25 protein-coding genes and 1 other RNA gene are annotated in these 25,018 nt (G+C 49.8%); 21 read left to right on the top strand and 5 right to left on the bottom strand.

Features of this window, described 5'->3' with window-relative positions; genetic code table 11:
• The first annotated feature begins 26 nt into the window (after window positions 1-26).
• Window positions 27-788, top strand: a complete 762-nt coding sequence (locus KXJ70_RS05570; RefSeq protein WP_219042445.1) for a Nif3-like dinuclear metal center hexameric protein — start codon at window positions 27-29, stop codon at window positions 786-788.
• Between the two features lie 46 nt (window positions 789-834).
• On the opposite strand, the gene KXJ70_RS05565 is transcribed toward KXJ70_RS05570, so the two are convergent.
• Window positions 835-1,311 carry a Z-ring associated ZapG family protein gene (locus KXJ70_RS05565; RefSeq protein WP_219042444.1) on the bottom strand — a complete coding sequence of 159 codons (477 nt, stop codon included), beginning with the start codon at window positions 1,309-1,311 and terminating at the stop codon, window positions 835-837.
• A 148-nt stretch (window positions 1,312-1,459) separates the two neighbouring features.
• Between KXJ70_RS05565 and zapE the strand changes: the two genes are divergently transcribed.
• The 7 genes from zapE (at window position 1,460) to KXJ70_RS05530 (ending at window position 7,589) form a co-directional block, all read left to right on the top strand.
• Window positions 1,460-2,569 (top strand): cell division protein ZapE, encoded by a 1,110-nt coding sequence (zapE, locus tag KXJ70_RS05560; protein WP_219042443.1) that lies wholly within the window; start codon window positions 1,460-1,462, stop codon window positions 2,567-2,569.
• 107 nt (window positions 2,570-2,676) lie between these two features.
• Complete coding sequence (gene rplM, locus KXJ70_RS05555; protein ID WP_219042442.1) at window positions 2,677-3,105, top strand: 50S ribosomal protein L13; 429 nt, start codon at window positions 2,677-2,679, stop codon at window positions 3,103-3,105.
• Window positions 3,106-3,117: 12 nt separating this feature from the next.
• Window positions 3,118-3,510, top strand: coding sequence for a 30S ribosomal protein S9 (gene rpsI, locus KXJ70_RS05550; RefSeq protein ID WP_159239103.1), 393 nt, complete (start codon window positions 3,118-3,120; stop codon window positions 3,508-3,510).
• Between the two features lie 239 nt (window positions 3,511-3,749).
• Window positions 3,750-4,346 carry a ubiquinol-cytochrome c reductase iron-sulfur subunit gene (petA, locus tag KXJ70_RS05545; RefSeq protein ID WP_219042441.1) on the top strand — a complete coding sequence of 199 codons (597 nt, stop codon included), beginning with the start codon at window positions 3,750-3,752 and terminating at the stop codon, window positions 4,344-4,346.
• Complete coding sequence (locus KXJ70_RS05540; RefSeq protein ID WP_219042440.1) at window positions 4,346-6,403, top strand: ubiquinol-cytochrome c reductase; 2,058 nt, start codon at window positions 4,346-4,348, stop codon at window positions 6,401-6,403. The genes petA and KXJ70_RS05540 overlap by 1 nt, the downstream gene beginning before the upstream one ends.
• Window positions 6,404-6,512: 109 nt before the next feature.
• Complete coding sequence (gene sspA / locus KXJ70_RS05535; RefSeq protein WP_219042439.1) at window positions 6,513-7,160, top strand: stringent starvation protein SspA; 648 nt, start codon at window positions 6,513-6,515, stop codon at window positions 7,158-7,160.
• Window positions 7,161-7,205: 45 nt separating this feature from the next.
• The gene (locus KXJ70_RS05530) at window positions 7,206-7,589 is read left to right on the top strand and encodes a ClpXP protease specificity-enhancing factor (RefSeq protein ID WP_439655071.1); all 384 of its coding nucleotides are present in this window, start codon (window positions 7,206-7,208) and stop codon (window positions 7,587-7,589) included.
• 33 nt (window positions 7,590-7,622) lie between these two features.
• Here the strand turns inward: KXJ70_RS05530 and KXJ70_RS05525 are convergent, their stop codons facing one another.
• Genes KXJ70_RS05525 through KXJ70_RS05510 form a run of 4 tightly spaced genes read right to left on the bottom strand, consistent with a single transcriptional unit; the run spans window position 7,623 to window position 10,951 of the window.
• Window positions 7,623-8,195 carry a BON domain-containing protein gene (locus KXJ70_RS05525; protein ID WP_219042437.1) on the bottom strand — a complete coding sequence of 191 codons (573 nt, stop codon included), beginning with the start codon at window positions 8,193-8,195 and terminating at the stop codon, window positions 7,623-7,625.
• Window positions 8,192-8,800, bottom strand: a complete 609-nt coding sequence (locus KXJ70_RS05520; RefSeq protein WP_219042436.1) for a D-sedoheptulose-7-phosphate isomerase — start codon at window positions 8,798-8,800, stop codon at window positions 8,192-8,194. Before KXJ70_RS05520 ends, KXJ70_RS05525 begins: the two co-directional genes overlap by 4 nt.
• Complete coding sequence (locus tag KXJ70_RS05515; RefSeq protein WP_219042435.1) at window positions 8,797-9,171, bottom strand: YraN family protein; 375 nt, start codon at window positions 9,169-9,171, stop codon at window positions 8,797-8,799. The genes KXJ70_RS05520 and KXJ70_RS05515 overlap by 4 nt, the downstream gene beginning before the upstream one ends.
• Complete coding sequence (locus KXJ70_RS05510) at window positions 9,161-10,951, bottom strand: penicillin-binding protein activator (RefSeq protein ID WP_219042434.1); 1,791 nt, start codon at window positions 10,949-10,951, stop codon at window positions 9,161-9,163. Before KXJ70_RS05510 ends, KXJ70_RS05515 begins: the two co-directional genes overlap by 11 nt.
• Window positions 10,952-11,130: 179 nt before the next feature.
• On the opposite strand from KXJ70_RS05510, the gene rsmI reads away from it, so the two are divergent.
• The 13 genes from rsmI to murC all read left to right on the top strand — a co-directional run bounded on the left by rsmI (window position 11,131) and on the right by murC (window position 25,018).
• Window positions 11,131-11,973 (top strand): 16S rRNA (cytidine(1402)-2'-O)-methyltransferase, encoded by an 843-nt coding sequence (rsmI, locus tag KXJ70_RS05505; protein WP_219042433.1) that lies wholly within the window; start codon window positions 11,131-11,133, stop codon window positions 11,971-11,973.
• A 48-nt stretch (window positions 11,974-12,021) separates the two neighbouring features.
• Window positions 12,022-12,372, top strand: an RNA gene (gene rnpB / locus KXJ70_RS05500) — RNase P RNA component class A.
• Between the two features lie 259 nt (window positions 12,373-12,631).
• A complete protein-coding gene (gene mraZ / locus KXJ70_RS05495; protein ID WP_159239346.1) occupies window positions 12,632-13,072 on the top strand; it encodes a division/cell wall cluster transcriptional repressor MraZ in 441 nt (146 codons plus the stop codon).
• A 14-nt stretch (window positions 13,073-13,086) separates the two neighbouring features.
• The gene (gene rsmH, locus KXJ70_RS05490; protein ID WP_255558197.1) at window positions 13,087-14,028 is read left to right on the top strand and encodes a 16S rRNA (cytosine(1402)-N(4))-methyltransferase RsmH; all 942 of its coding nucleotides are present in this window, start codon (window positions 13,087-13,089) and stop codon (window positions 14,026-14,028) included.
• Window positions 14,029-14,036: 8 nt separating this feature from the next.
• On the top strand, window positions 14,037-14,387 hold the full coding sequence (ftsL, locus tag KXJ70_RS05485; RefSeq protein WP_219042431.1) for a cell division protein FtsL: 351 nt from the start codon (window positions 14,037-14,039) through the stop codon (window positions 14,385-14,387).
• Window positions 14,371-16,095: a peptidoglycan D,D-transpeptidase FtsI family protein gene (locus KXJ70_RS05480; protein ID WP_219042430.1), complete on the top strand. Its 1,725-nt coding sequence runs from the start codon at window positions 14,371-14,373 to the stop codon at window positions 16,093-16,095. Before ftsL ends, KXJ70_RS05480 begins: the two co-directional genes overlap by 17 nt.
• Complete coding sequence (locus KXJ70_RS05475; RefSeq protein WP_219042429.1) at window positions 16,095-17,573, top strand: UDP-N-acetylmuramoyl-L-alanyl-D-glutamate--2,6-diaminopimelate ligase; 1,479 nt, start codon at window positions 16,095-16,097, stop codon at window positions 17,571-17,573. The genes KXJ70_RS05480 and KXJ70_RS05475 overlap by 1 nt, the downstream gene beginning before the upstream one ends.
• Window positions 17,570-18,934, top strand: a complete 1,365-nt coding sequence (locus KXJ70_RS05470) for a UDP-N-acetylmuramoyl-tripeptide--D-alanyl-D-alanine ligase (protein WP_219042428.1) — start codon at window positions 17,570-17,572, stop codon at window positions 18,932-18,934. The genes KXJ70_RS05475 and KXJ70_RS05470 overlap by 4 nt, the downstream gene beginning before the upstream one ends.
• Window positions 18,934-20,016: a phospho-N-acetylmuramoyl-pentapeptide-transferase gene (gene mraY, locus KXJ70_RS05465; protein WP_219042427.1), complete on the top strand. Its 1,083-nt coding sequence runs from the start codon at window positions 18,934-18,936 to the stop codon at window positions 20,014-20,016. The genes KXJ70_RS05470 and mraY overlap by 1 nt, the downstream gene beginning before the upstream one ends.
• A gap of 27 nt (window positions 20,017-20,043) precedes the next feature.
• A complete protein-coding gene (gene murD, locus KXJ70_RS05460; protein WP_219042426.1) occupies window positions 20,044-21,399 on the top strand; it encodes a UDP-N-acetylmuramoyl-L-alanine--D-glutamate ligase in 1,356 nt (451 codons plus the stop codon).
• The gene (ftsW, locus tag KXJ70_RS05455; protein WP_219042425.1) at window positions 21,396-22,535 is read left to right on the top strand and encodes a putative lipid II flippase FtsW; all 1,140 of its coding nucleotides are present in this window, start codon (window positions 21,396-21,398) and stop codon (window positions 22,533-22,535) included. Before murD ends, ftsW begins: the two co-directional genes overlap by 4 nt.
• The gene (murG, locus tag KXJ70_RS05450) at window positions 22,525-23,610 is read left to right on the top strand and encodes an undecaprenyldiphospho-muramoylpentapeptide beta-N-acetylglucosaminyltransferase (RefSeq protein ID WP_219042424.1); all 1,086 of its coding nucleotides are present in this window, start codon (window positions 22,525-22,527) and stop codon (window positions 23,608-23,610) included. The genes ftsW and murG overlap by 11 nt, the downstream gene beginning before the upstream one ends.
• Window positions 23,600-25,018, top strand: coding sequence for a UDP-N-acetylmuramate--L-alanine ligase (gene murC, locus KXJ70_RS05445; protein ID WP_219042423.1), 1,419 nt, complete (start codon window positions 23,600-23,602; stop codon window positions 25,016-25,018). Before murG ends, murC begins: the two co-directional genes overlap by 11 nt.

The following is a 25,018-nucleotide window of genomic DNA, read 5'->3' as shown; positions in this document are numbered from 1 at the left end:
ACATTTCAGAATTAATGTGAGGGTTTATGGCGGTTTCTCTTGGTGATTTGCTTGCTGCGGCAGATAACATTTTAGAGCCAGCACAATTTAGCGATTACTGCCCGAATGGATTGCAGGTGGCGGGCAGTGAGACCGTTCGTCGTATCATCTCGGGCGTCACTGCTTCGCAGGCCCTAATTGAGGCCGCGATTGCAGAAAAGGCGGATGCCATCATGGTCCATCATGGTTATTTTTGGCGCGGCGAAGATCCCTGTATTGTCGGTATGAAGCGAAATCGACTCGCGTTATTACTCGCCAACAATATCAGTTTAATAGCCTATCACCTGCCATTGGATGCCCATCCGGTACTGGGCAATAACGCTCAGTTGGCCAAGCGGCTAGGTATTCATGTCGAGGGTGGACTTGAGCCTAATAACCCGCGGTCGGTGGGAAATGTTGGTCGCCTTTCTGCGCCAATGAGCGCAGAGGCGTTTGCGGCACACGTAGAGCTAGTGCTGGGGCGTAAGCCATTGTTAGAGGTAGGTCATGACCGACCTATTTCAACGATAGCTTGGTGTACGGGCGGCGCGCAGTCTTATATTGAAAAGGCGTTTGCCGCTGGTGTTGATGCGTATCTAAGCGGCGAGGTATCGGAGCCCACAATACTGGCTGCGCGGGAACTGGGTATTCACTATATTGCGGCGGGGCACCACGCTACCGAGCGCTATGGCATACAGGCTGTGGCGAAAAATCTGGCAGACCAATTTGATCTGTATCATCGATTTATAGATATCGACAATCCGGCCTAAGAACATTTAGGCCGGAAATAGTATGGTGATTTGGATTTGGTGTAGATTACGCGTGCGGAGAGACCGGCGGCTCAAGGTGTTCTTTGGGCTTCTTTTCTGAATCCATGCCGAACTCTTCGTGTAGAGCACCCTTTTTGCCGGGCTGCCGTGGAGCGTAATCTAGTGGTGGCGCTGCGGGGGCAAGTTTGCTCGGCTTGTTATCCAGTACTGGTCGGCCCTCGGGAATGGCCTGCAGAGGACTGATGCCGGTGCTGTGAAGATTTTGTGCGCCCTCCACAATGTGGTTGTGAACACTGCGATAGCTTTCGGCCAGCTCGTTAAGTAGTTCACCCGTGCGGTCAAAGTGATGGCTGACTTCTTGTTGATAGTCTTGCTGTTGACGCTGCATATCATTGAATTGCTTTTCTAACGCTGCGCGGTTTTGTTGTTCAGGTCTCATTCGACCAACAATGAAATAGCCTACCGCTGCGCCGATGAGTAAGCAGATAATGGCGACGGCGATTAATGTATTGATGTCTTGCACAGAGGTTCCTCCGATGAGTCGACGTAGTTGTCACTCCTTCGCTACAGTATAACCCCTCGTTGGCTGGGGTTCAGTACTCCGGGATAAAAAATTGCCAATTGGGTTGTGGCTCGGTACAGTTGCGCCCGTCTTGAAAGAGGCTACACGAATGTCTACTCCCATACAGCGTTATCAGCACGATCTCACGCAGGCCGATTTTTCTTATGATCCGGCTCAGGAGCACGCTGTGCAGTGTTTGCAGCGCTTATATGATGATCTGCTTGCTCAGCCCTCGCAGGGTGGTAGCAGCTTTTTTGCTCGTGTAGGGGCCAAGCTATCAGGACGAAATACCCCTCCGCCGACGATTCGCGGGCTCTATTTTTGGGGCGGTGTAGGTCGAGGGAAGACGTATCTCATGGATACTTTTTTCGATACATTGCCTTTCGAAAACAAAATGCGCGCGCACTTTCACCGCTTTATGCAGCGAGTGCATCGCGAGTTGAAATCCCTGTCAGGTGAGAAAAACCCATTAGTCATTGTTGCTGATCGCATTGCCGACGAGGCGAGGGTGATTTGTTTTGATGAGTTCTTTGTGTCAGATATCACCGATGCGATGATATTGGCCGGCTTATTTGATCGGCTCTTTGCGCGCGGCGTGGTTCTTGTTGCGACGTCAAATATTGTTCCGGACGGTTTGTACAAAGATGGTTTGCAGCGGGCGCGGTTCTTGCCTGCCATTGCCTTGATAAAAGATAGGGTTGATGTGGTTAACGTCGATGGTGGCGTGGATTATCGTCTGCGGGCGCTTGAACAGGCCGAGCTCTATTATCACCCATTGGGTGAGGCTGCGGATCAAAGTTTGGCCCTGAGTTTTAAGCGCTTGGCGCCTGAGGCTGCCAGTGCAGATCAGCTGCTTGATATCGAGGGGCGGCAGATTCAGGCCTTATTTGTCGCTGATGATGTTGCGTGGTTTGATTTTTCAGAGTTGTGTGATGGGCCGCGCAGTCAGTATGATTATATCGAGCTGGCGCGGGTGTTCCATGCGGTACTTATTAGTAATGTCCCGCAAATGGGTGCTGGAAGGGATGATCAGGCGCGTCGTTTCATTAATTTGATAGATGAGTTTTACGACCGTAACGTTAAGCTGGTATTATCTGCGGCTGCACCGCTGGAGCAGTTGTATACTGGCGGTCGATTGGATTTCGAATTTGAGCGCACTCAGAGTCGCTTGCTTGAAATGCAATCAGAGGAATATCTGGCCTGCGAGCACCGGCCATAGGTCATTGAGAATTATGGCTTACAAAATCAATATTCCACTTGAAAAACCCTTGGCACTTATGTAGTATTCGCGCTCTTTGTTCGGTACGGGCCCTATAGGCGAGAAACATGAAAACCTTAAGCGCAAAACCCAGTGACGTAATACACGACTGGTACGTAGTAGACGCCGCCGAAAAAACATTGGGTCGTTTGGCCAGTGAGATTGCGCATCGTTTGCGCGGTAAGCATAAGCCTGAATACACGCCTCATGTTGATACTGGCGATTATATCGTTGTTGTTAATGCGGAGAAGATTCGCGTTACTGGCAACAAAGCAACTGGCAAGATCTATCATCACCACACTGGTTATCCAGGTGGATTGAAGTCTATAAGCTTCGAAAAGTTGATTGATAAAGCCCCTGAGCGCGTGATCCAGGGTGCGGTAAAGGGTATGTTACCCAAGAATCCGCTGGGTCGTGCAATGTTTAAAAAATTGAAAGTCTACGCTGGAACTGAGCATCCCCATGCCGCTCAGCAGCCAGTTGAACTGAATATCTAACGGAAGCGCAATATGTCAGCCACCCAGTATTACGGTACAGGTCGCCGTAAAACCTCCTCAGCTCGTGTATTCCTGAAAGCAGGAACAGGTGCTATTTCAGTTAATGCCCGGACTCTTGACCAGTACTTTGGTCGTGAAGTTGCGCGTATGATCGTTCGTCAGCCGCTTGAGCTGGTCGAAATGGCTGAAAAGTTTGATGTGACTGTAACGGTTAGCGGTGGTGGTAGTTTTGGCCAGGCTGGCGCGATTCGTCACGGTATTACTCGTGCTCTTATGGAATACGACGAGGGTTTGCGCAGCGGTCTGCGTAAAGCTGGTTACGTAACTCGCGATGCTCGCGAAGTTGAGCGTAAGAAAGTCGGTCTGCGTAAAGCACGTAAGAAGCCGCAATTCTCCAAGCGTTAACCGCGACGGCCATCTGGTCTGTGGAGATTGCCGCTACGGCACTCGGAAAACGCCCACGAGCTTTTATGTGGGCGTTTTTTTTTGCTCAAGCAAAGGCCCTGATATAGGTCTGTGCTGCGCATTAATGTTGTCAGTAAGGGCCAAGTTCATTACTATTTGGCCCATTTGGAATTTTGGATTTGGCTCCGTTTCGAGAGGCGGGGCCTGCCTGAGTTTTCGTATATTATGGGGGAATCGTCATGAGCAATGACGGCATAAATACAGGGCGTCGACGCTTTCTGACCGCTGCAACATCCGTTGTGGGTGCCGCAGGCGCAGTCGGTATAGCAACACCCTTCGTGGGTTCTTGGAATCCAAGCGCTAAAGCAAAGGCTGCTGGTGCACCGGTAAAGGCTGATATTAGTAAACTGGAACCGGGCCAGATGGTTGTTGTTGAGTGGCGCGGTAAGCCCGTTTATGTGGTGCGTCGCACCGAAGAGCAAGTTGCAGGTTTAAAGCAGCTTGATCAGTACATGAAGGATCCAGCCTCTGCGGGTTCCGAGCAGCCAGAGTACGTTGATTCGGCAACTCGCGCTATTCGCCCGGAATATCTTGTCCTTGTTGGTTTGTGTACCCACTTAGGTTGTGCGCCAAAGCATTACCCTGAGGTCGGTGTTCCCGATTTGGGCGGTAAGGCGTGGCTTGGTGGTTTCTTTTGCCCATGTCACGGTTCACGTTTTGATTTGGCGGGACGCGTTTACCAAGGTTCGCCTGCGTCTCAAAACCTTGTTATTCCTCCGTATTCCTACGAGGGTGACAATGTGATTGTTATCGGTGTTGATCAGGGGGCTGCGTAATGATCAAAATGTTAGTGGGTCTGCGTGACTGGGTTGATGCCCGCCTACCTATTATGCGTGCGTGGGATACCCATATGGGTAAATACTATGCGCCGAAAAACTTCAATTTCTGGTATTTCTTTGGCGTCCTTTCTCTAGTTGTGCTGGTAAACCAGCTACTGACTGGTGTTTGGTTGACTATGAGCTTTACACCAAGCTCTGAAGAAGCATTTCGCTCTGTTGAATACATCATGCGGGATGTCGAGTTTGGCTGGATAATCCGTTACATGCACTCCACCGGCGCGTCAGCGTTTTTTGTTGTGGTGTATCTGCATATGTTCCGCGGCTTAATTTATGGCTCGTACAAAAAACCGCGGGAATTAATCTGGGTTTTTGGTATGTTCATTTTCTTGGCGCTGATGGCTGAAGCCTTTGTGGGATACGTGCTGCCATGGGGGCAAATGTCCTACTGGGGTGCACAGGTTATCATCTCCTTGTTCGGTGCTATTCCTGTTGTCGGTGAGGATATCGTGCAGTGGATTCGCGGTGACTACCTGATATCGGGTATTACCTTGAACCGCTTTTTTGCTCTTCATGTTGTTGCACTGCCAATTGTATTAATTGCCTTGGTTGTATTGCATCTACTTGCCTTGCACGAAGTGGGTTCTAACAACCCAGACGGCGTTGAAATTAAGAAGAATAAGGATGCAAATGGTATTCCTCTGGATGGCGTTGCCTTCCATCCTTATTACACCGTGCATGATTTAACGGCGATAGCGGTATTCATGTTCGTCTTCGCAGCTATTATCTTCTTTGGCCCAGAAATGGGTGGTTATTTCATCGAGTATGCGAACTTTGAAATTGCTAATGGTCTGAAAACGCCAGATCACATCGCGCCAGTTTGGTACTTCACACCGTTTTATTCGGTATTGCGCGCGGTTCCTGATAAGTTGCTCGGCTTTATTGCCTTTGGTGCCTCGGTTGCGATTCTATTCTTGTTGCCATGGTTGGATCGCAGTCCTGTGAAGTCGATTCGCTACAAAGGCCGTGTGAGTAAAGCTGCAATCTTGATTTTTGTTGCTTCATTCCTGATCTTGGGCGTGCTTGGTGTGAAAGCACCAACCGAAGCGCGTACTTTGTTGGCGCGTATTTGTTCGGTTATTTATTTCGCCTTCTTCATTCTGATGCCTTTCTGGACCAAGTGGGAGGCGACTAAACCTGAGCCAACCCGCACTACCGATGGCGGTATGGGCTTTTGGAAGAGTATGTTGGTGCTGTTGGCTGTAATCGTGCTGACGGTATTACCTCTCAAAGCCGCTGGTGCTGAGTCTGCATTTAACTGTGGCACCATGGCTTGCGATCAAATTGATACTGATGTGACTGACGAGGCGTCGCTGCAAAGCGGCGCTAAGACTTATATGAATTATTGTATGGGCTGTCATTCATTAGAATACGGTCGTTATCAGCGCACTGCAGATGATCTCGGTATTCCCGTTGATTTGTTTGAGCAAAACTTAAAGTTTGACGCTGATGCAAAAATTGGCTCGTTAATGACCAATGCGATGGCGGCGGATGATGCAAAAAAGTGGTTTGGCGCAGCACCTCCAGATCTGACCTTGGTTGCGCGAGCTCGCGGCACTGATTGGTTGTACACCTATCTTCGTACTTTCCATTCAGATCCGTCACGTCCTTGGGGTGTTAATAACAAAGTCTTTAAAGATGTTGGTATGCCGCATGTTTTAGTTGAATTGCAAGGTATGCCGCACTGCGCGCCAGGTCCGGTTCACGCGCACAATGGTGGTATACTTCGCGACCCATTAACGGGTGACGATGTATTGTTCGATGAAGACGGCAAGGCGTTAAATCCGTGTGGATCATTTACCTATTCCCCCGAAGGCGCTTTGAGCCCGGCTGAATATGATAAAGTAATCTATGATCTGGTTAACTTCTTGGATTACGTGGGTGAGCCTGCGCAAGCGAAAAGTAAGCGTATTGGTGTATTTGTGCTGCTGTTCATCACGCTGTTCTTTATATTTGCGTACTTGCTAAACCGTGAATATTGGAAAGATGTGCATTAAATTTTGCTACTAGTTTTTACGCTTTTGTAAGGGCTTGTAATAGTTGGCGGGTGGCTCTAGTTAGAGCTGCCCGTTTGTTGTTTTAGTTTTCTAATTTGAGGTGAGATCAATGGGCGTTGTAGCCAAGCGTTCTACCATGACTTTCTTTTCCGACGCAGCGAGTCATTACTGCCATCGGGTAAGAATCGTATTGGCCGAAAAAGGCGTGACTGTTGATATCGTCGATGTGAAGCCGGATAACTTGCCGGAAGAGGTCGCCGAACTAAATCCCTATAACTCTTTGCCAACCTTGGTTGATCGCGACTTGGCCTTGTATGAGTCCAAGGTCATGATGGAGTATTTGGATGAGCGGTTCCCGCATCCACCTTTGCTGCCGGTTTACCCAGTAGCGCGTGGTGAAAGTCGCCAGTATATCTATCGTATAGAGCGGGATTGGTGTCGATTAGTTGACGAGCTGCTCGCTGGTAATAACCCGAAAAACGCCGAAAAGGCGCGCAAGGAATTACGTGACAGCTTGTTAACTGTGGCGCCAATTTTTGCAGAAAAGCCCTTTTTTATGAGCGAAGAATTTACCTTAGTTGATTGCTGTTTGGCGCCTATTTTATGGCGTTTACCGCAGTTGGGTGTGGTGATTCCGCAAACCCGCCAGTCAAAACCTTTGTTTGACTATATGGAGCGGTTGTTTGAGCGTCCGGCTTTCCAAGAAAGTCTGACTGAAAAAGAGCGTGAATTGCGTAGCGAGGCATCAGTAGCTTAATTTGCTGCTTTAATTTATATGGCAATGACGTCTAGTCGACCTTATATGATCAGAGCAATTTATGAGTGGGTGGTGGATAACAACTGCACACCCTATATTTTGGTGGATGCCCTGCGCGAAGGTGTTTTTGTTCCGCAGCAGTATGTCCAAGATGGTCAAATTGTTCTGAATATATCCCCCTCGGCGGTCATGGGGCTAAATGTCGGCAATGACATTCTCAGCTTCAGTGGTCGCTTTGGCGGTGTGTCACAAGAGGTAAGCGCGCCTGTCGGTGCTGTGCTAGGCGTATACGCTAAGGAAAATGGCCAAGGTATGTTGTTCGATGCAGAGGAGCCAACGCCACCTCCGCAGCCTGCTGGTTCCCGCCCATCGGCGAGTTTAAGCAAGCTCCCGACTAAATCTAAGCCAAGTCTCAAAGTCGTTAAATAAACTTAGCGACTTTTTCAGCTTTCTTAATGAAAGTTAGTAGTATTCAAAAACCCGCACCACTTTTTGCACACCGCTAGTTTCACTAACAACAGTGGCGGCGGTGTCAGATTCTGCTTTAGATACCAGGCCCATTAAATAAACGATGCCGTTTTCGGTGACGACTTTAATCTTTGATGCATCTAGCTGTTCGTTTAGTGATAATCGACTCTTTACTTTGGTGCTTATCCAGGCGTCATTGCTTCTGGCTAGCATGCTTACATCGGCCCCTACGCTTAGTTCGTTGTGCACTTTACGTACTTTTTTGACGCCGCTTGCAACCTCGCCAGCAAGTTGCCGGAGGTCTTCGCTGGCGGTATTCCCTGTTAGCAGTACGATAGCGTTGTGACTGGTGGCGCTAATACGAGATGCCTTTAGCGCGGGATCGGTTTTGTTGATGTTCACGAGAACCTTGGTTTCAATGATTTCATCGTCAACGTAGCTGCCTAGGCTTCGGCTTCCTGGATCATCGGCAATGGGTTTGTCGGTGGTTGCGGTGATAATTTGCGTACATGCGCTCATGAATAGGGTGAGCGCTATCGTAAGGCCAAAACGTATAAATATGTTCATGCGTGGGGGGTTCCAAATAGTTGAGTGTCTATTAATTCGCAAATGCTGTGTACGGCAACGAGCTGAACTTCAATTGCTCTTGCACGGTCTTCGATCGGAAAAGTAAGTTCTATATCGTCTGGCAATAGCAGGGCGCTGGCATCGCCACCTTTGACATTGCTGATTGAGACTACGCGCATATTTCGCTCGTGGGCCGCTTGGATTGCTCTAAGCGTAGCTGCTGCACCGCCGCCGTTATAGCAAAGAACAAGGCAGTCGCCTGTTTGCCCTAGCGCGCGTATCTGATTTGCGTAAATATCGTTGTAACTGGAATCGGCTGCTATTGCGGTCGCAGCATCGGAGCTTAGCACCATCGCGGGCAATGCTGGACGCTCGTGTTGAAAGCTATTCAGTAAATTGGTTGCTAAATGGTGGGCAATTAAGCCGCTGTTGCCTTCTCCGCAACAGATAATTTTGTGCTCTTGGAGCATGCTTTCTACAAGGCACTCGCTAGCCTGTGCAATGGCCTCGCCAAGTGCCTCCATGGTGTACATGCAGCTCTCAATGTGGCGGTGAAATAAATCTACTACTTGCTCGGAATAGTCCACGGTAATTTTGTCTTTCACTCCTGAAACGCGTTTTCTAGCCAGTTAAAATGTAGTTTACCGCTTTTATCGTTACTTGCTTCAATGACATCGAAGCGGCAAGGTAGTTCAGTGTATGCGCCACTGCTGAGGAAGTGGCGTGCGGTAAGAATTATGCGTTGTTGCTTTTTACTGGTGACGGTTTCAGCTCCGCTGCCAAAGAACGAATTTTCTCTGAAGCGCACCTCAACAAAAATAAGGTATTTTTCTGACATCGCAATAAGATCGATTTCTCCGAAACGACTTCGGTAATTTTGGTGCAAAATCTTAAGCTTGTGTTTTTCGAGTAGTCGGCGGGCGCCGCGTTCAGCCCTGTCTCCAATGTCTGCGCTTTTTAGAGATTTAAAAATCATTTTCCGCGTCTTTGCTAGCAATCCCCATCGGGTTGACGACAGCGATTCCGTCTTGAATTTCGGCTAGGGCCAGCTCGCGCTCTATTTGGCCAAGCGCATTCAGTGTAAGTGTACCGGTTTCGCCAAACACGCGTGCGCTCGCACCATTGCGTAATTGCTTGAGGCGTAAATGCAGTCGAAAGCTGTCTACACCCAGCGCGTACATCCTTTGGTAGGCGGGGCTTGATGGTATTCCAGTATTAATTTCTTGGCGGATTGCCGATTTTTCGTCAAATATCCAGGGTATATCGATAAAGCGGACGCCATTAATATCTCGGTCTTTGCTGGGCGAATTACTGCCCCGATAGATGTGCGATGTTGCATACACCGGGATGTCACCAGCGTAGTGATATGCGAGAAGAGGCTTAATCGCGCGGCCTTCGTTTGGTCTAGCTAGCAAAAATATGAAATCTACGTCCGATCGCCGATAAGGCTCGTAGTTGGGGCGTATGCCAATAATCTGCTGCAAGCGCTGCAGACGCTGTTGGCTCTTGTCAATTTGTAATGTGCTTTTAATGCGTTGCGAATAATTATTTTTCGACGCGTCGAAAGTTTGGCTGGCGACTATTCTGCCATTTAAACTTTGCCAGCGCTGGGCAAAAGCTGCCGCGACTTTCTGTCCCCATGTTCCCTCTGGCGTGAGAATAAGTGCGCGTGAATAGCCTTTGCTTTTCGCGATATCGGCGATTTGCTCTGCTTCATCTTCTGGATTTAAACCGAACTGGTATAAGCCCTTGGGAAAGCGGTCGCCATCTATGCGATTGAGTGCCAGTGTCGGTACATTCATTGTGCTTGGATGACTTGCGACCAAGGCGCTTAGATTTTCTTTTTCCAGTGGGCCGATGACAAGCTTATTGCCACTGTCTAAAACCTGCTGATACAGGGAACTGATGTCTGTTGAATTACTGTCATATTGGTTGATCTGAGGGACATTGCCGCCTTCATTTAAGGTCTCGTAATAAGCTGCAAAAAAGCCATCGCGAATCGCCTTGCCGTATGCTGCTAAGCGGCCAGTAACTGGCAGAATCAGGGCCACTTGATCGGCGCGCTCAACAATCAAATCATTTAGCTTGTCCAGTCCGCCTGGGAGTGCGTTGTGGGCGGGATGCTGGGGCCAGTTGCGCAGCCATGCATCACGTTGTTTTACTTGTGCATCGATATTGTTCTGATTGTCTTTAGCAATAGAGGCAAGTTCGAGCCAGCCGATATAGTCTCTATTGCTAGTGCTGTTGATATTTTTGACGAGCACCGAGGTCGGTATTTGCATTAGAGAGGCCCAGATCGATTCTCTATTGGCTGGCTGTTGGGTGATGGTAAGCAGCGGGTCTATAAATATCCGCTCGCGGGCGGCAGATAAATAATCACCTTCTATTTCGTATAAGGAGGCGCGAAGTTGGCTGTATTGCATTTGTCGACGAACCGGCGCTTCCAGCACGGCACGTTCTACTAGCGGCTCTGAAAGTTGCGCTAAGGCTTGTGCAAATTCGGCGTGACCGCGGTGAACTCGCGCTCGAATAATAGCTAAGCGCAGCGCTTGGTCTGCGGTAAGTTCCGGGGGAATCAATTCGCCGGTTACATCGTCTGCGCGCGCAAGTTCTCCTTCCCTTAGCAATACCTCAGCAGCTTGCAGTAATAGCTCTGCTGACTCATCGGGATCTAAACTTTTGGCGTCCGTTAACCACTGTTCGGCGGTGGCGATATCTACAGTTGCGGGGTTGAACTCGCCGCTTGGCGTCGACACGGGGCGGGGTTTAGCCGTGTACCTCTCGACGTTACTTGGCCTAGGCTTTGTCTGCGTAACGGGTGCCGAACTACAGCTCGCCAGGAGTGCGGCGATGAGTATAAGTATGAAAGTGCTTGTCTTCATTGATTGGCCGTTGTTAGTCTGCGCGGTCATGTAAGATTGAGTGAGGCTAGCCCGTGGATAATACCCCGACCCTCTATGTTGTTGCCACGCCGATAGGTAATTTATCGGACATGGTACCCCGAGCCGTAGAGATCCTACAAACAGTAGCGCTCATTGCCGCTGAAGATACCCGTCACAGTCGCACGTTACTTAGTCATTTTGATATACGTACACCTGTTTGTGCCTATCACGATCACAGTAATAGTGCAGAGCTAGAGCGTTTGCTTGCTCATTTGCGCGGCGGTAAAAGTTTGGCACTGATTTCGGACGCGGGTACGCCTTTGGTATCAGACCCCGGCTACCGCTTAGTTGATTTGGCACTGCGGGAAGGGATTAAAGTTGTTCCTATTCCAGGGGCATGTGCGGTGATTGCGGCCTTAAGTGTGGCTGGACTGCCATCTGATCGTTTTATGTTTGAAGGTTTTTTGCCTGCCAAACAGCACGCGAGGTTAACGGTGTTGAAAGGTTTGCAGCGTGAGCGCCGCACTATGATCTTTTATGAGGCGCCGCATCGGGTCCGAGATAGCCTCGCGGATATTAGCGCCGCAATGGGCGGGGATCGGCTTGTCGTATTGGCTAGGGAGATCACCAAGCTATTCGAAACAGTGAAGCGCCTGCCGGCATCAGAGCTTCATGACTGGGTCAGTGCAGATAGCAATCAGCAACGCGGTGAGTGTGTATTGTTAATAGAGGGCTTTAAAGGGGATGAGGGTATTCCCGCGGCGACAATTGATATGCTGAATATATTGCGGGCCGAATTGCCCTTGAAGCAGGCCGCCGCTTTGTGCTCAAAAATCAGTGGTCTCAAAAAAAACCAGTTATACCAATATGGTTTAGACTTTCCGCTTCAGGATTAGCCTGAAATAGCGCTTGCTAAAGCCCAGACTACTGGTTATCCTTACAGTTGAGTCGGCCAGACGATCGCTCTTCAGTTTACTGTTGGGAGGAAAGTCCGGGCTCCGCAGGGCAAGGCGCCAGGTAACTCCTGGGAGGTGCGAGCCTACGGAAAGTGCAACAGAAAATACACCGCCTAAGTAGCGCAAGCTGCCGGTAAGGTTGAAATGGTGCGGTAAGAGCGCACCGCGCGACTGGCAACAGTTCGTGGCATGGTAAACCCCGCCTGGAGCAAGGCCAAATAGGAATCCTTTGCTGTGGCCCACAGTGGATTCGGGTAGGCTGCTAGAGGCTTGCGGTGACGCAGGTCCCAGATGAATGGTCGTCCAAGACAGAACCCGGCTTATCGGCCGACTCAACTTTCTTTCATTTCTCGCTAAAGTATTCCCGCACTTAATGTTCTACATTAAGTCACTTCCTCATGTCTTTGTTTTATAGAAGCTAGCTAAAAAAACTCAATTTCCATTGCCCAATTTATCACGCAAGTTACTGACACATTTACAAAAATTCCCTTCTGCGCTGCTTGACACCTAGGCTTGCAAGTTCCTATAGTGTGCCCCAGTGGGTAAAAGTGGTTTTTCGTGGTATTTTGCGGTTTAAAAGCGGAGCTTGGTGGGAATTATGTTCCTCGGCAGTCATACAATCACAATGGATAGCAAGGGGCGCTTGGCGATACCAGCCAAAATTCGCGACGCCTTGATGTCTGCCTGTGACGGCCGTTTAGTGATAACCGCCCATACCGAAGAGCGCTGCTTACTGGTCTACCCCGAACCTCAGTGGCTGGATTTACTGCCAAAGATCGAGGCGCTTCCCAATATTCACCGCAAAGCTCGGCTAGCGCAGCGCCTATTGCTGGGTTATGCAACACCTCTAGAAATGGACGGCAATGGGCGTGTACTTCTGTCTCAGCCATTACGTGATTACGCCGATCTTGATAAGAAGCTATTGCTGGTTGGTCAGGGTAAAAAACTAGAACTGTGGAGTGAATCTGGCTGGTTCGATTGGCTGGGTGCAGCGGGAGAGGGTGACATGCCAGAAGAAATGTTATCCCTTTCCCTTTAGCGAGAGTGGATAGCTTGGAACAGCATTTAACAGTACTGCTTGACGAGGCGGTCAGCGCGCTAGTAACCGATGCCAGCGGTCGTTACGTTGATGGCACGTTTGGTCGTGGTGGGCATAGCAGATTGATTCTCTCGCGGTTGGCTGTCGATGGCAGTTTATTAGGGATTGATAAAGACGCCCAGGCAATTGCCGAGGGTGAGCAGTTAGCGGCTGGTGATCACCGCTTTAGTATCGCACGCGGTTCATTTGCCGAGCTTGCGAAATTAGCACAAGAAGCGGATTTTGGCGGCCCATTTACTGGGGTGTTACTCGACTTAGGGGTGTCGTCCCCGCAGCTTGATCAAGCTGAGCGCGGCTTTAGCTTTATGCGCGATGGCGATCTCGATATGCGCATGGATACCGGCAGCGGTATGAGTGCGGCGGAGTGGATTGCGACTGCTGAAGAGGCGGAAATGGTTAAGGTCTTGCGTGACTACGGCGAAGAGCGATTTGCCAAGCGCATTGTCAGAGCGATTATTGCTGCGCGGGAAGAGGCGCCGATTACACGGACATTGCAGCTGGCAAAAATCGTAACTGAAGCAAATCCTGCTTGGGAAAAGCACAAGCATCCGGCGACTCGGAGTTTCCAAGCAATTAGAATTTTTATTAACAATGAATTGACCGATTTAGAAAGATTGCTCGGAAGTGTGGTTGATCAATTAGCGGTTGGTGGTCGTTTGGTCGTGATTAGTTTTCACTCCTTAGAAGATCGGATGGTTAAGCGTTTCATGCGGCGTCAATCTGAAGGTGACGATGTGCCGGCATATATACCGGTGACAGAAAGTCAGCGTAATCGCCGTTTAAAAATTATTGGTAAGGCAGTAAAGGCGTCGGAGCAAGAGGTCGAGATGAATCCCCGTTCGCGCAGTGCAGTCATGCGAGTGGCAGAAAAACTAGCATACGACGAGTGTGCATAGGGGGATATATGCTGGGCAAAAAGCAGCGCAGCACAAATAAAAAGAATTATGTGCTAGCAGAAGCTGAAGTTCAGGCTCCTATCGGCGGCGTGGCTGTGCCGCTACTAATATTGCTAGTGATTATTTCGTGCATTGCCGTGGTTCAAAGTTCGCATAAGAGTCGCAAGTTATTTGGCCAGCTACAAGATTTACGCCGTGATGCAATGTTGCTCGAAGAAGATTGGGGCCGTTTATTGCTCGAACAAAGTACATGGGCGTCACCAGATCGTGTGCAAGACATGGCTGTTCAAAAATTAAAAATGCAAGCGCCTAAGGCGCGGGAAGTAAAAATGGTTGGGGGCTATGGGAAAGCAGGTTAAAGCACCTATTTCGCCGTGGCGTTTCCGCATTGTTGTGGGGGCGCTATTTGTGCTCGCGCTTCTTTTAGTATGGCGTACGCTAACGCTGCAAGTGTTAGATGTCGATCGTGGTTACGAGTTTTTGCAGGGCCAGGGCAATGCCCGTACAAATCGTACCGAGGTGATTCCAGCTCATCGTGGCATGATTTCAGATCGCAATGGCGAGCCTTTGGCGGTAAGTACTCCGGTTGCGTCTATTTGGGCAAACCCTCAAGAGTTAAAAAATGCGAAGGAAGAATGGGCTCGCCTAGCCACTAGTTTAGAAATGAAGCCAGCTGAATTGTCGCGCCGTATAGCACGTTATAGCGGCAGTCAATTTATGTATCTGCGTCGACACATGGCACCCGCAGCGGCTCAGCAGATTATGCAAATGAAAGTACCGGGTGTGTATTTGCAACGGGAGTACCGCAGATTTTATCCAGCGGGAGAGGTCACTGCGCATGTCCTTGGCTTTACCGATATCGACGATCGCGGCCAGGAAGGGTTGGAGCTTGCCTACGACGAATGGCTTAACGGCACACCGGGGCGCAAGCAGGTATTAAAAGATTTATACGGCAATATTATTAGGGAGATAGACGCCGGCGAGGCTGCTAGCCCCGGCAAAGATATACAGCTCAGTATAGATTTGCGTTTGCAATATCTTGCTTACAAAGAACTCAAGTCAGCAATCACCAAAACCGGCGCTAAAGCCGGTTCGGTCGTTATTATCGACAGCGAATCTGGTGAAGTACTAGCAATGGTAAATCAGCCTTCATTCAACCCGAATAATCGGAGCCAGCTAGTGCCAGATGCGATGCGTAATCGCGCGGTAATAGATATGTTTGAGCCTGGCTCCACTGTTAAGCCGCTAACAATTGTTGCCGGTTTAGAAAGTGGTAAATACACGCCTGATACAATTATTAATACCAATCCCGGTTATATAAAGGTCGGCCCGAAGGTCCTTGAGGATCACCGCAACTACGGTTCGATTACCGTTGCGGAGGTGTTGAAAAAATCTAGCCAAGTCGGGACAACTAAGATCGCTTTGTCACTCGATGAGAACGATGTTTGGGGCGTTTTTAATCGCTTTGGCCTCGGTCGTTCAACTGGTTCGGGCTTTCCTGGCGAAAGCAACGGTATGTTGCCGAATAGACCAAATTGGCGTGCTATTGAACGCGCTACATTTGCATTTGGCTACGGTTTGACGGTAACAAATTTACAGCTTGCTCAGGCGTATTCTGTGTTTGCAAACCGCGGCATGTTTCAGCAGGTTTCGCTGCTCAAGCGAACCGAAAAGCCCGTTAAGCAACAAGTGATCTCAGCAAAAATAGCTCGGCAAGTTGTTTCAATGCTTGAGGAGGTGACCGAGCTGGGTGGCACTGCAACGCGAGCGCAAGTAGATGCCTATCGAATTGCCGGTAAAACGGGAACGTCTCATAAAGCTGAAGCCGGTGGGTACGCAAAGGATCGCTATTTCGCCTTGTTTGCAGGTGTTGCACCGGCAAGTAATCCCCGGATTGTGGCGGTAGTAACTATAGACGAACCCCATGGAGATTATTTTGGTGGCTTGGTTGCCGCACCGGTTTTTTCGAAAGTGGTGTCTGACGCTTTGCGCTTGTTAAATATTGCGCCGGACAACCTAGAGCCGGCTGACCCTAAACCTAAAGTGAAGGGAGATTCGGCGGCGTGATGGCAGAGCAACAGGATTACACAGTACCAAGATTACTCGGCGATTTGCTAAACGATTTACCGCCGGAAGTTGCAGCCGTGCCGGTAACCGGCTTGGCACTGAACAGTCGCGACGTGCAAGCTGGCGATGTGTTCTTGGCGGTGCGTGGGCATACCGTCGATGGCCGAGATTATATTGATGCCGCGATTCATGCTGGCGCAGTTGCCGTGATAGCTGACGCACCATTCGATCCCGCGCAGTGGTCATTACCCGTGGTCGTGGTTGATGATTTACTGGCAAAGTTGAGCGATATAGCTGGCCGTTTTTATGGCAATCCATCTTCGCAACTTAAATTGATCGGTATTACCGGAACCAACGGTAAGACGAGTTGCGCGTGGATGGTTGCACAGTTACTAGAGGCAATCGGTGAACCCTGTGGCCTTATAGGTACATTGGGCAGTGGTCGTTTTGGGCGCTTAAGCAGCGGCGCCAATACGACTCCGGATGCGGTTTCTGTACAGGCAATTCTTGGTGATTGGCGCGATGGCGGTGCAAGTTGGGCGGCGATGGAAGTGTCGTCTCACGGCTTGGCGCAGCACCGTGTTGCCGCTTTAAACTTTGCCGCCGCCGTGTTTACCAACCTTAGCCAAGATCACCTTGATTACCACGGCTCGATGGAGGCCTATGGCGAAGAAAAAGCTCGGCTATTTGCTTGGTCGGGATTGCAGCTGGCGGTTATAAATCGGGATGACGAGTTTGGTCGCAAATTATTGGCTAGATCAACAGCGAAACAGATTATTGATTTTAGTGTTTTTGACGAAAGAGCAAAGGTATACGCAGAAAATGTGAGCTGCGATATGAATGGCATTCGTGCGCAATTACGCAGTGGCTGGGGTGATATAAGTATTAGCTCTCCTCTGTTGGGCGCATTTAACTTATCAAACTTACTGGCGGCGAGTGCCGCATTATTAGGTTTGGGAGTTCCCGCAAAAGATATCGAGGCGGCCTTGCCGTTATTGAAACCTGTGCCTGGCCGAATGGAGTGTTTACGTTCGGAAGATGATGTATTGGCCGTCGTTGACTACGCTCATACACCAGATGCACTGCAAAAAGTGTTGCAAACATTGCGCCCCGTTATTCTCGGAAAAATTATTTGTGTGATGGGTTGCGGTGGTGATCGAGATAAATCAAAGCGGCCGTTGATGGGTGCGATTGCTGAGCAATATGCAGATCAGGTTTGGGTGACTAACGATAATCCACGATCGGAATCTGCCGAGGGAATTATCGCCGATATCTGCGCGGGAATGAGTGAGAAACCATTTTTAGAGCCTGAGCGAGCGACAGCTATTCAAGCCGCTATTGCGTCTGCAAGATCGGGTGATATTGTTTTAGTGGCAGGCAAGGGGCACGAAGATTACCAGGAAATAGCTGGTCACCGATTGCCATTTAGCGATGTGCAATGTGCGCGTCTTGCTCTAGCCGCGAGGACATCGCTGTGATTTCTCCGATGACCTTAGGGCAAATTGCGAACTGTGCTGACGGAAAGTTGTGCGGCGCCGATGTACAAGTGCTGGGTTTATCCACTGACACTCGGAAAATTAAACGTGGCGATTTATTTGTTGCGCTGTCTGGCGAAAATTTTAACGGCAATAAATTTGTTGAAGACGCTAAAAAAAATGGCGCAATAGCAGCATTAGTTAGTGAATCAACGGATATTCTGCCCAGTGTGTTGGTCACAGACAGTCGTCATGCTTTGGGATTGATCGCAAGAGAAAATCGTCGTCAATTTTCAGGGCCACTAGTTGCGGTTACTGGCAGTAGCGGGAAGACCAGCACCAAAGAAATGCTTGCAAGTATCTTTGCGCAGCACGGTGATTTATTCGCCACGCAAGGTAATTTAAACAATGAGATCGGCGTGCCATTGAGTTTGCTCGCTATCGAAGAAAAACATCGTTTTGCAGTGATCGAAATGGGCGCTGCCAAACAAGGTGATATTGCTTATTTATGTGAGTTTGCTGAGCCGGATATCGCGGTATTAACAAACGCACAGCCAGCGCATATTGCTGGCTTCGGATCACTGGAAGGTGTGGCGAAGACCAAGGGCGAGATATTTAGTAGTTTGCCGCAACATGGCCTTGCCGTCATAAACGCTGATGACACGTATTGCGAGTTGTGGCGGAGCATTGCCAAGCACGTAAAACAACGTCTATTCAGCCTTGTGCGTGAGGATGTCGATGTGTTTGCTCGTGATATTGACCTGAGTGTACCGGGAACGGTTCGGTTTGAATTGGTGAGTTTTAACGGTAGTGCAAGAGTGTGCATGCCTTTGTCGGGGCGCCATATGATAGCGAATGCATTGGCGGCAGCAGCGGCATCACTTTCCGCTGGTGTAAGCCTTGCAGACGTTGTTGCAGGTTTAGAGTCTATGCGCAGTGTTAGCGGGCGTCTGTTGCGGCGAGACATCGCCGGTGTCGCAGTGATTGACGATAGTTATAACGCTAATTCTGGTTCGGTGCGCGCCGCGATTGATGTGTTAGCGAGCGGTGTTGGTAGAAAAGTATTTGTCATGGGGCATATGGCTGAGCTTGGTGCTGAGGCCGATTTGCGACACCGCGAGATTGCCGCTTACGCCCGTGAGAATCGAATAGACGCCCTATTTGTGGTGGGCGAGTTTGCTGAATTAATGGCCTCCGAGTTCGGTGGAGAGAGTTTTGCCTTCGCTAAGAAGGCGGAACTAATTGCTAAGTTAGGTCGTTTTGTAAAATCGGGAGATACGGTATTGGTCAAGGGTTCGCGCAGTGCCGCGATGGAAGAAGTAGTTGACGCGCTCTCTGCGGAATTAACAGGGAGTAATAGCTAATGTTGCTATTTCTATCTGAGTACCTAAGTCAGCATATAAGCGGTTTTGCGGTATTTCAGTATCTGAGTTTTCGCGGCATTCTCGGCGTCTTAACGGCTTTGGCTATCTCCTTGTTAGTTGGCCCGTTCATGATACGTAAATTAAATTTCTATCAAATTGGCCAGGCAATCCGTGACGATGGTCCTAAGTCGCACCTGAGTAAATCAGGTACTCCAACGATGGGCGGCGCACTTATTTTAGTGGCGATTTTTACCAGCACCTTGTTGTGGTCAGATTTGCGGAACCCCTTTGTATGGACCGTACTTGTGGTTACTGCGATTTTTGGCGCAGTGGGCTGGGTAGATGACTATCGCAAGGTTATACAGCGCAATTCACGTGGGCTTCCAGCGCGCTGGAAATATTTTTGGCAAAGTATCGCCGGCTTAGGTGCGGCGATCTTTTTATATGTAACCGCAGATAGTCCGGTCGACACCCAATTGTTTTTTCCGTTCTTCAAAAACGTAAGTTGGCAGATGGGCGCATTTTTTATCGTGCTCACGTATTTCGTGATAGTTGGTTCCAGTAACGCAGTCAATTTGACCGACGGTTTGGATGGTTTGGCAATCTTGCCGACGGTTATGGTTGGTGCTGCTTTAGGTTTAATTGCCTATCTGACCGGTAACGTTAAGTTCGCGGAGTATTTGCACATTCCCTATGTGGCAGGTGCCGGTGAGTTGATTGTTATATGTGGATCTTTGGCAGGCGCAGGCTTGGGATTCCTGTGGTTTAACACCTATCCCGCGCAAGTTTTTATGGGCGATGTCGGTGCGCTTGCATTAGGCGCTGCACTGGGAACCGTTGCCGTTATTACGCGGCATGAAATTGTGTTTTTTATCATGGGCGGCATTTTTGTATTAGAAACGGTGTCGGTCATTTTACAAGTCGCTTCCTTCAAATTAACGGGGCGACGTATTTTCCGCATGGCACCTATTCATCATCATTTTGAATTAAAGGGTTGGCCGGAACCACGTGTCATTGTGCGTTTCTGGATTATTACTGTGATGCTGGTGCTTTTCGGTTTGGCAACTTTAAAACTACGTTAAAATTTTTATTCGGGGTTGGTACAAAAAGTGAGTTTGATTGCATCCGACAATAGACGGGTCGTTATTGGTTTAGGTAATACCGGGCTTTCTATCGCCCGTTATTTTACCCGCCAAGGACTGTCTTTTGCGCTTGCAGATAGTCGAGATATCCCGCCCGGATTAGAAGAATTTCGGCGGGAGTTTCCCGGTGTTGAGCTTACATTGGGCGAATTTTCTGAAGATCAATTTTTAAGCGCAACCGAGCTCGTAATTAGTCCTGGTATTTCCCTAGCAGAGCCTGCTATTGCCGCGGCTAAGTCTCAAGGTGTTCATGTATCTGGCGATATAGAGTGGTTCTGTCGCGAGGCTAAAGCGCCACTTGTCGCTATCACCGGGTCTAACGGCAAAAGTACAGTGACCACCTTGGTTGGCGAAATGGCCGCGTGCGAAGGCCGTCGGGTCGCTGTTGGGGGCAACCTCGGTACACCTGCGTTAGATTTGTTAGACGATAGTGTCGAGTTGTATGTGCTGGAGCTGTCGTCGTTTCAGCTAGAGCGCTGCGCTTCGGTCGGCGCGGAAGTAGCCACTGTATTGAATGTCAGTGAAGACCACTTAGATCATCACGGCAGTCTTATTAATTACCACCAAGCCAAGCACCGTATTTTCAGAGAGTGTAAGCAAGTTGTTATCAATCGTGACGATGCGCTGAGTACACCCTTGGTTCCCGATGATGTAGTGAAGTGGAGCTTCGGATTGGGACGCTCAGATTTTCGGGCTTTCGGTTTGATGGAAAAAGAAGGCGAACAGTATTTAGCCTTAGCGAGGGAACCCTTACTTCCGGTAGCAGCCATGAAAATAGTGGGCTCGCACAATATTAGCAATGCACTAGCTGCATTGGCACTGGGCAGTGCTATCGGTTTAGCCATGCCAGCCATGTTAACTGCGCTGTGTGAGTTTAAGGGCTTGCCGCATCGCTGCGAATTTGTAGCTGAAATTGGCCGCGTCCGTTATTACAACGACTCCAAGGGCACTAATGTTGGCGCCGCGGTGTCGGCCCTGCGCGGTTTAGCAGGTTCTGGCAAGGTCGTATTGATTGCCGGCGGTATCGGCAAGGGAGCGGATTTTACGCCATTGATGAACGCTGCTGCAGATTCCGCCCGCGCGGCAGTATTTATTGGCGAGATGGCGCCAAAAATGCTCGAGCTTTTAGCCGGCAGAATTCCCGCTGCTATTTGCGATACCTTGTTGTCGGCGGTAAACGCAGCGGCAAATTATGCAGTCGACGGCGACGTGGTGCTTTTGTCGCCGGCGTGCGCAAGCTTCGATATGTTTAAAAACTATGAGCACCGCGGCGAAGTATTTAGCGATGCCGTTAAATCTTTGGCAAGGGGAGTGTCTGTATGAGCTACCTGAGCAATAGCATTGCCGAGGTCAAGCAATTTGATCGCCATTTACAATTGATCATAGTTGCCTTGCTGGTGGTTGGGTTTGTCGCGATGACATCCGCATCGGTTGAGCACGCGGCGAGTCGCTACGACGACGCGTTCTATTTTGCTAAGCGCTATCTATTCCACTTTAGTTTGGCTTCAGTGCTTAGCCTTGTCATGTATCTCACGCCAATCGACGTGTGGGAACGCAGCGGTTGGCTGTTGCTGTTGCTTGGCTTTGTGGTGTTGGCATTAGTACTTATTCCCGGCGTTGGGCGCGAAGTTAATGGTAGTCGCCGCTGGATATCCCTAGGCCCAATAACCTTGCAAGCATCTGAGTTTGTAAAGCTATGTGTGATCTTTTATCTGGCGGGCTATCTCGTGCGCAGACACGATGAGGTTCGTGAAAGTTGGTCAGGCTTTGTTAAACCTATGGCCCTGCTCTTTGCCGTAACCTTATTACTAATGCTTGAGCCCGATTTTGGTGCAACCGTTGTCACCGCTGGCACCGCGTTTGTGATGATTTTTCTTGGCGGCGTAAAGCTAGGCCAGTTCTTGCTCGTGATTTTAAGTTGCGTTGCTGGCGCTGTCGCCATGGTGATCTTTGAGCCCTATCGGATGAAGCGCTTAACCGCTTTTACTGATCCGTGGGCAGATCAATTTAATACTGGCTATCAGTTAACCCAGTCATTGATTGCCTTTGGTCGCGGCCAATTTAGTGGTGTCGGTTTAGGAAATAGCGTGCAGAAATTATTTTACTTGCCTGAAGCGCATACCGATTTTGTGTTCGCTATCTTTGCGGAAGAATTTGGTTTTTTAGGCACCTTATTAATTCTCGGTCTGTTTGTCGCCTTGATTGGGCGGATTTTATTTATTGGTCGATATGCGGAATCGATGGGCAAGCAATTTCACGCATTGGTGGCCTATGGGATTGCCATCATGATTAGCGGTCAGGCTTTTATCAATATGGGTGTAAATGCCGGATTGTTGCCGACCAAAGGACTGACCTTGCCGTTCATGAGTTATGGCGGCAGTAGCTTAATGGTATGTATGGCAATGGTTGCATTGGTTGGACGAATCGAACGGGAATGTCGGAGGCAAGATGGCCGCTGAGCGCACCGTATTGATGATGGCCGGCGGCACCGGTGGCCATGTTTTCCCCGCATTAGCCGTAGCTAGAGCCTTGGCTGAACGCGGTGTCGCCGTGCACTGGTTGGGTACTGCCGCAGGCATAGAGGCGCGTTTAGTGCCGGCTGCGGATTTACCTTTGCACTGTTTAAATATGTCGGGTGTGCGAGGCAAAAATCCTTTGTTTCGTGTTGTGGCGATATTCAAAGCGGGCGTGGCTGTGCTGCAAAGCATGCGCTTGATTCTAAAGTTGAAACCCTTTTGTGTGGTGGGTATGGGCGGTTACGCCTCTGGCCCGGGTGGGCTGGCCGCAAAATTATTGGGCGTGCCGGTGGTGATTCAAGAACAGAATGCGGTTGCAGGCACCACGAATCGCCTGTTAGCGAAAATTGCCAAATTGTGTCTGACCGGATATCCAATCGCACTCGGCGGTATAAAAAATCGCTATATCGGCAATCCTGTCCGTCGTGAAATTGCGGCGCTGGATACACCGGCCGCAAGATGGCTTGAGCGCAGCGGACAATTGCGAGTATTGGTATTGGGGGGCAGCCTCGGAGCTAAACCAATCAACGATGTAGTGATTCAAACTTGGCAGACATTGCCAGCAGCCGAGCGACCATTGCTGTGGCATCAAACTGGTCGCGACCATGAGCAGGCTGTACTAGCGGCCTATGCCGAGGCTGATGTGGCCGTTCTGGCGGAAGCATTTATTGACGATATGGCGGCGGCTTATAGTTGGGCGGATGTGGTGATTTGTCGCGCAGGTGCATTGACGGTTGCTGAGTTAGCCGCAGCCGGAGTGCCAGCAATATTAGTTCCGCTACCTCACGCAATAGATGACCATCAGCGCGCGAACGCGAAATGGTTTGCGGATGGCGGTGCAGGCGAAATCATTGATCAAAAAGAATTTACAGCCTCAGCGTTATTAGAGTGGCTGCAAAGTGAAAAGGCACAGCGGGGGAATCTGTTGAATAACGCGGAAGCGGCAAGACGGTTGGCAAAAATAGATGCTGCCGATGTCGCGGCAGATTACTGCATGGAGTTTGCCCATGAGTCCTAAGCACCCCTTCGTTGTGCCAGAAATGCGCAGAGTTAAGCGCATACATTTTATCGGTATTGGCGGCGCTGGTATGTGTGGCATCGCCGAGGTGTTGCTAAATCTTGGGTACATTATTTCGGGTTCAGATTTAAAGGCATCGCCTAGTACCGCGCGTTTACAGCAGCTGGGTGCGCGGATCGCCTTCGGCCACCGTGGTGAGAATATTGGTGACTCCGATGTGGTGGTGGTATCCAGCGCGATAAATGACGCCAATCCAGAAATTATTGCCGCACGCAGTAGCCGAGTTCCAATTGTTCGTCGTGCCGAAATGCTGGCTGAGTTAATGCGTTATCGTCACGGTATCGCCGTTGCAGGTACCCACGGAAAAACAACGACCACAAGTTTGATTACGTCTATTTTTGCAGAGGCCGGTCTAGATCCGACTTTTGTCATTGGTGGATTGGTGAATAGTGCTGGTACCAATGCAGCCTTGGGTGAGAGCCGCTATTTGGTAGCGGAGGCAGACGAAAGTGACGCGTCATTCTTACATTTGCAGCCGATGGTGTCTGTTATTACGAATATTGAAGCCGATCATATGGCGACCTATGGCGGCGACTTTAGCAAGTTGAAGCGGACCTTTATTGAGTTCCTTCACAATTTGCCATTTTACGGCATTGCAGTGGTTTGTATTGATGACCCGGTTGTTCGTGAGTTGTTGCCAGATATTGGTCGCCCCACATTGACCTACGGGTTTAGCGACGACGCTGATTTTCGAATTCACTCCTTAGAGAAACAGGGAATGCAAAGTCGTTTTTCAGTAAGCCGTCCCGATGGCAGTGAGCTGGCTCTGTGCATCCATCAGCCGGGTGTGCACAACGTGTTGAATGCCACTGCGGCGATAGCGGTGGCAAGTGATGAAGGCATATCTGCCGATGCGATTTGCGCCGGGATTGCCAATTTCCAAGGAGTTGGCCGACGCTTTCAGCGCTACGGCGAATTGGCGGTAAGCGAAGGTGAATTCATGTTAGTGGATGACTATGGTCACCACCCGACTGAAGTGGCGGCGACAATATCAGCAGCGCGTCAGGCATGGCCTGATCGCCGTTTGGTGATGCTGTATCAACCGCACCGCTTTAGTCGCACCAAAGATTTGTATGAGGATTTTGTGCGGGTGTTGTCGACGGTCGACAGCTTACTGTTGTTAGACGTTTACTCCGCAGGTGAAGAGCCAATTGCTGGCGCGGACAGTCGCAGCTTGTGCAGGAGCATTCGTCTGCAGGGTAAGTTTGAGCCGGTGTTTGTGGAAAGCACTGAAGCGGCATTTGATATTTTAAAAACACGTATTCGTCCTGGTGATGTATTGCTGACACAGGGCGCGGGAAATATTGGCGCCTTGGCGCAGCAATTGTCTGGTCAGGATTGGGTGTAG

It is taken from the genome of Zhongshania aquimaris (genome assembly GCF_019312595.1).
GTDB lineage: Bacteria > Pseudomonadota > Gammaproteobacteria > Pseudomonadales > Spongiibacteraceae > Spongiibacter > Spongiibacter aquimaris.
The sequence above is the reverse complement of the archived record's forward strand: the minus strand, read 5'-3'. Positions and strand labels throughout refer to the sequence as shown.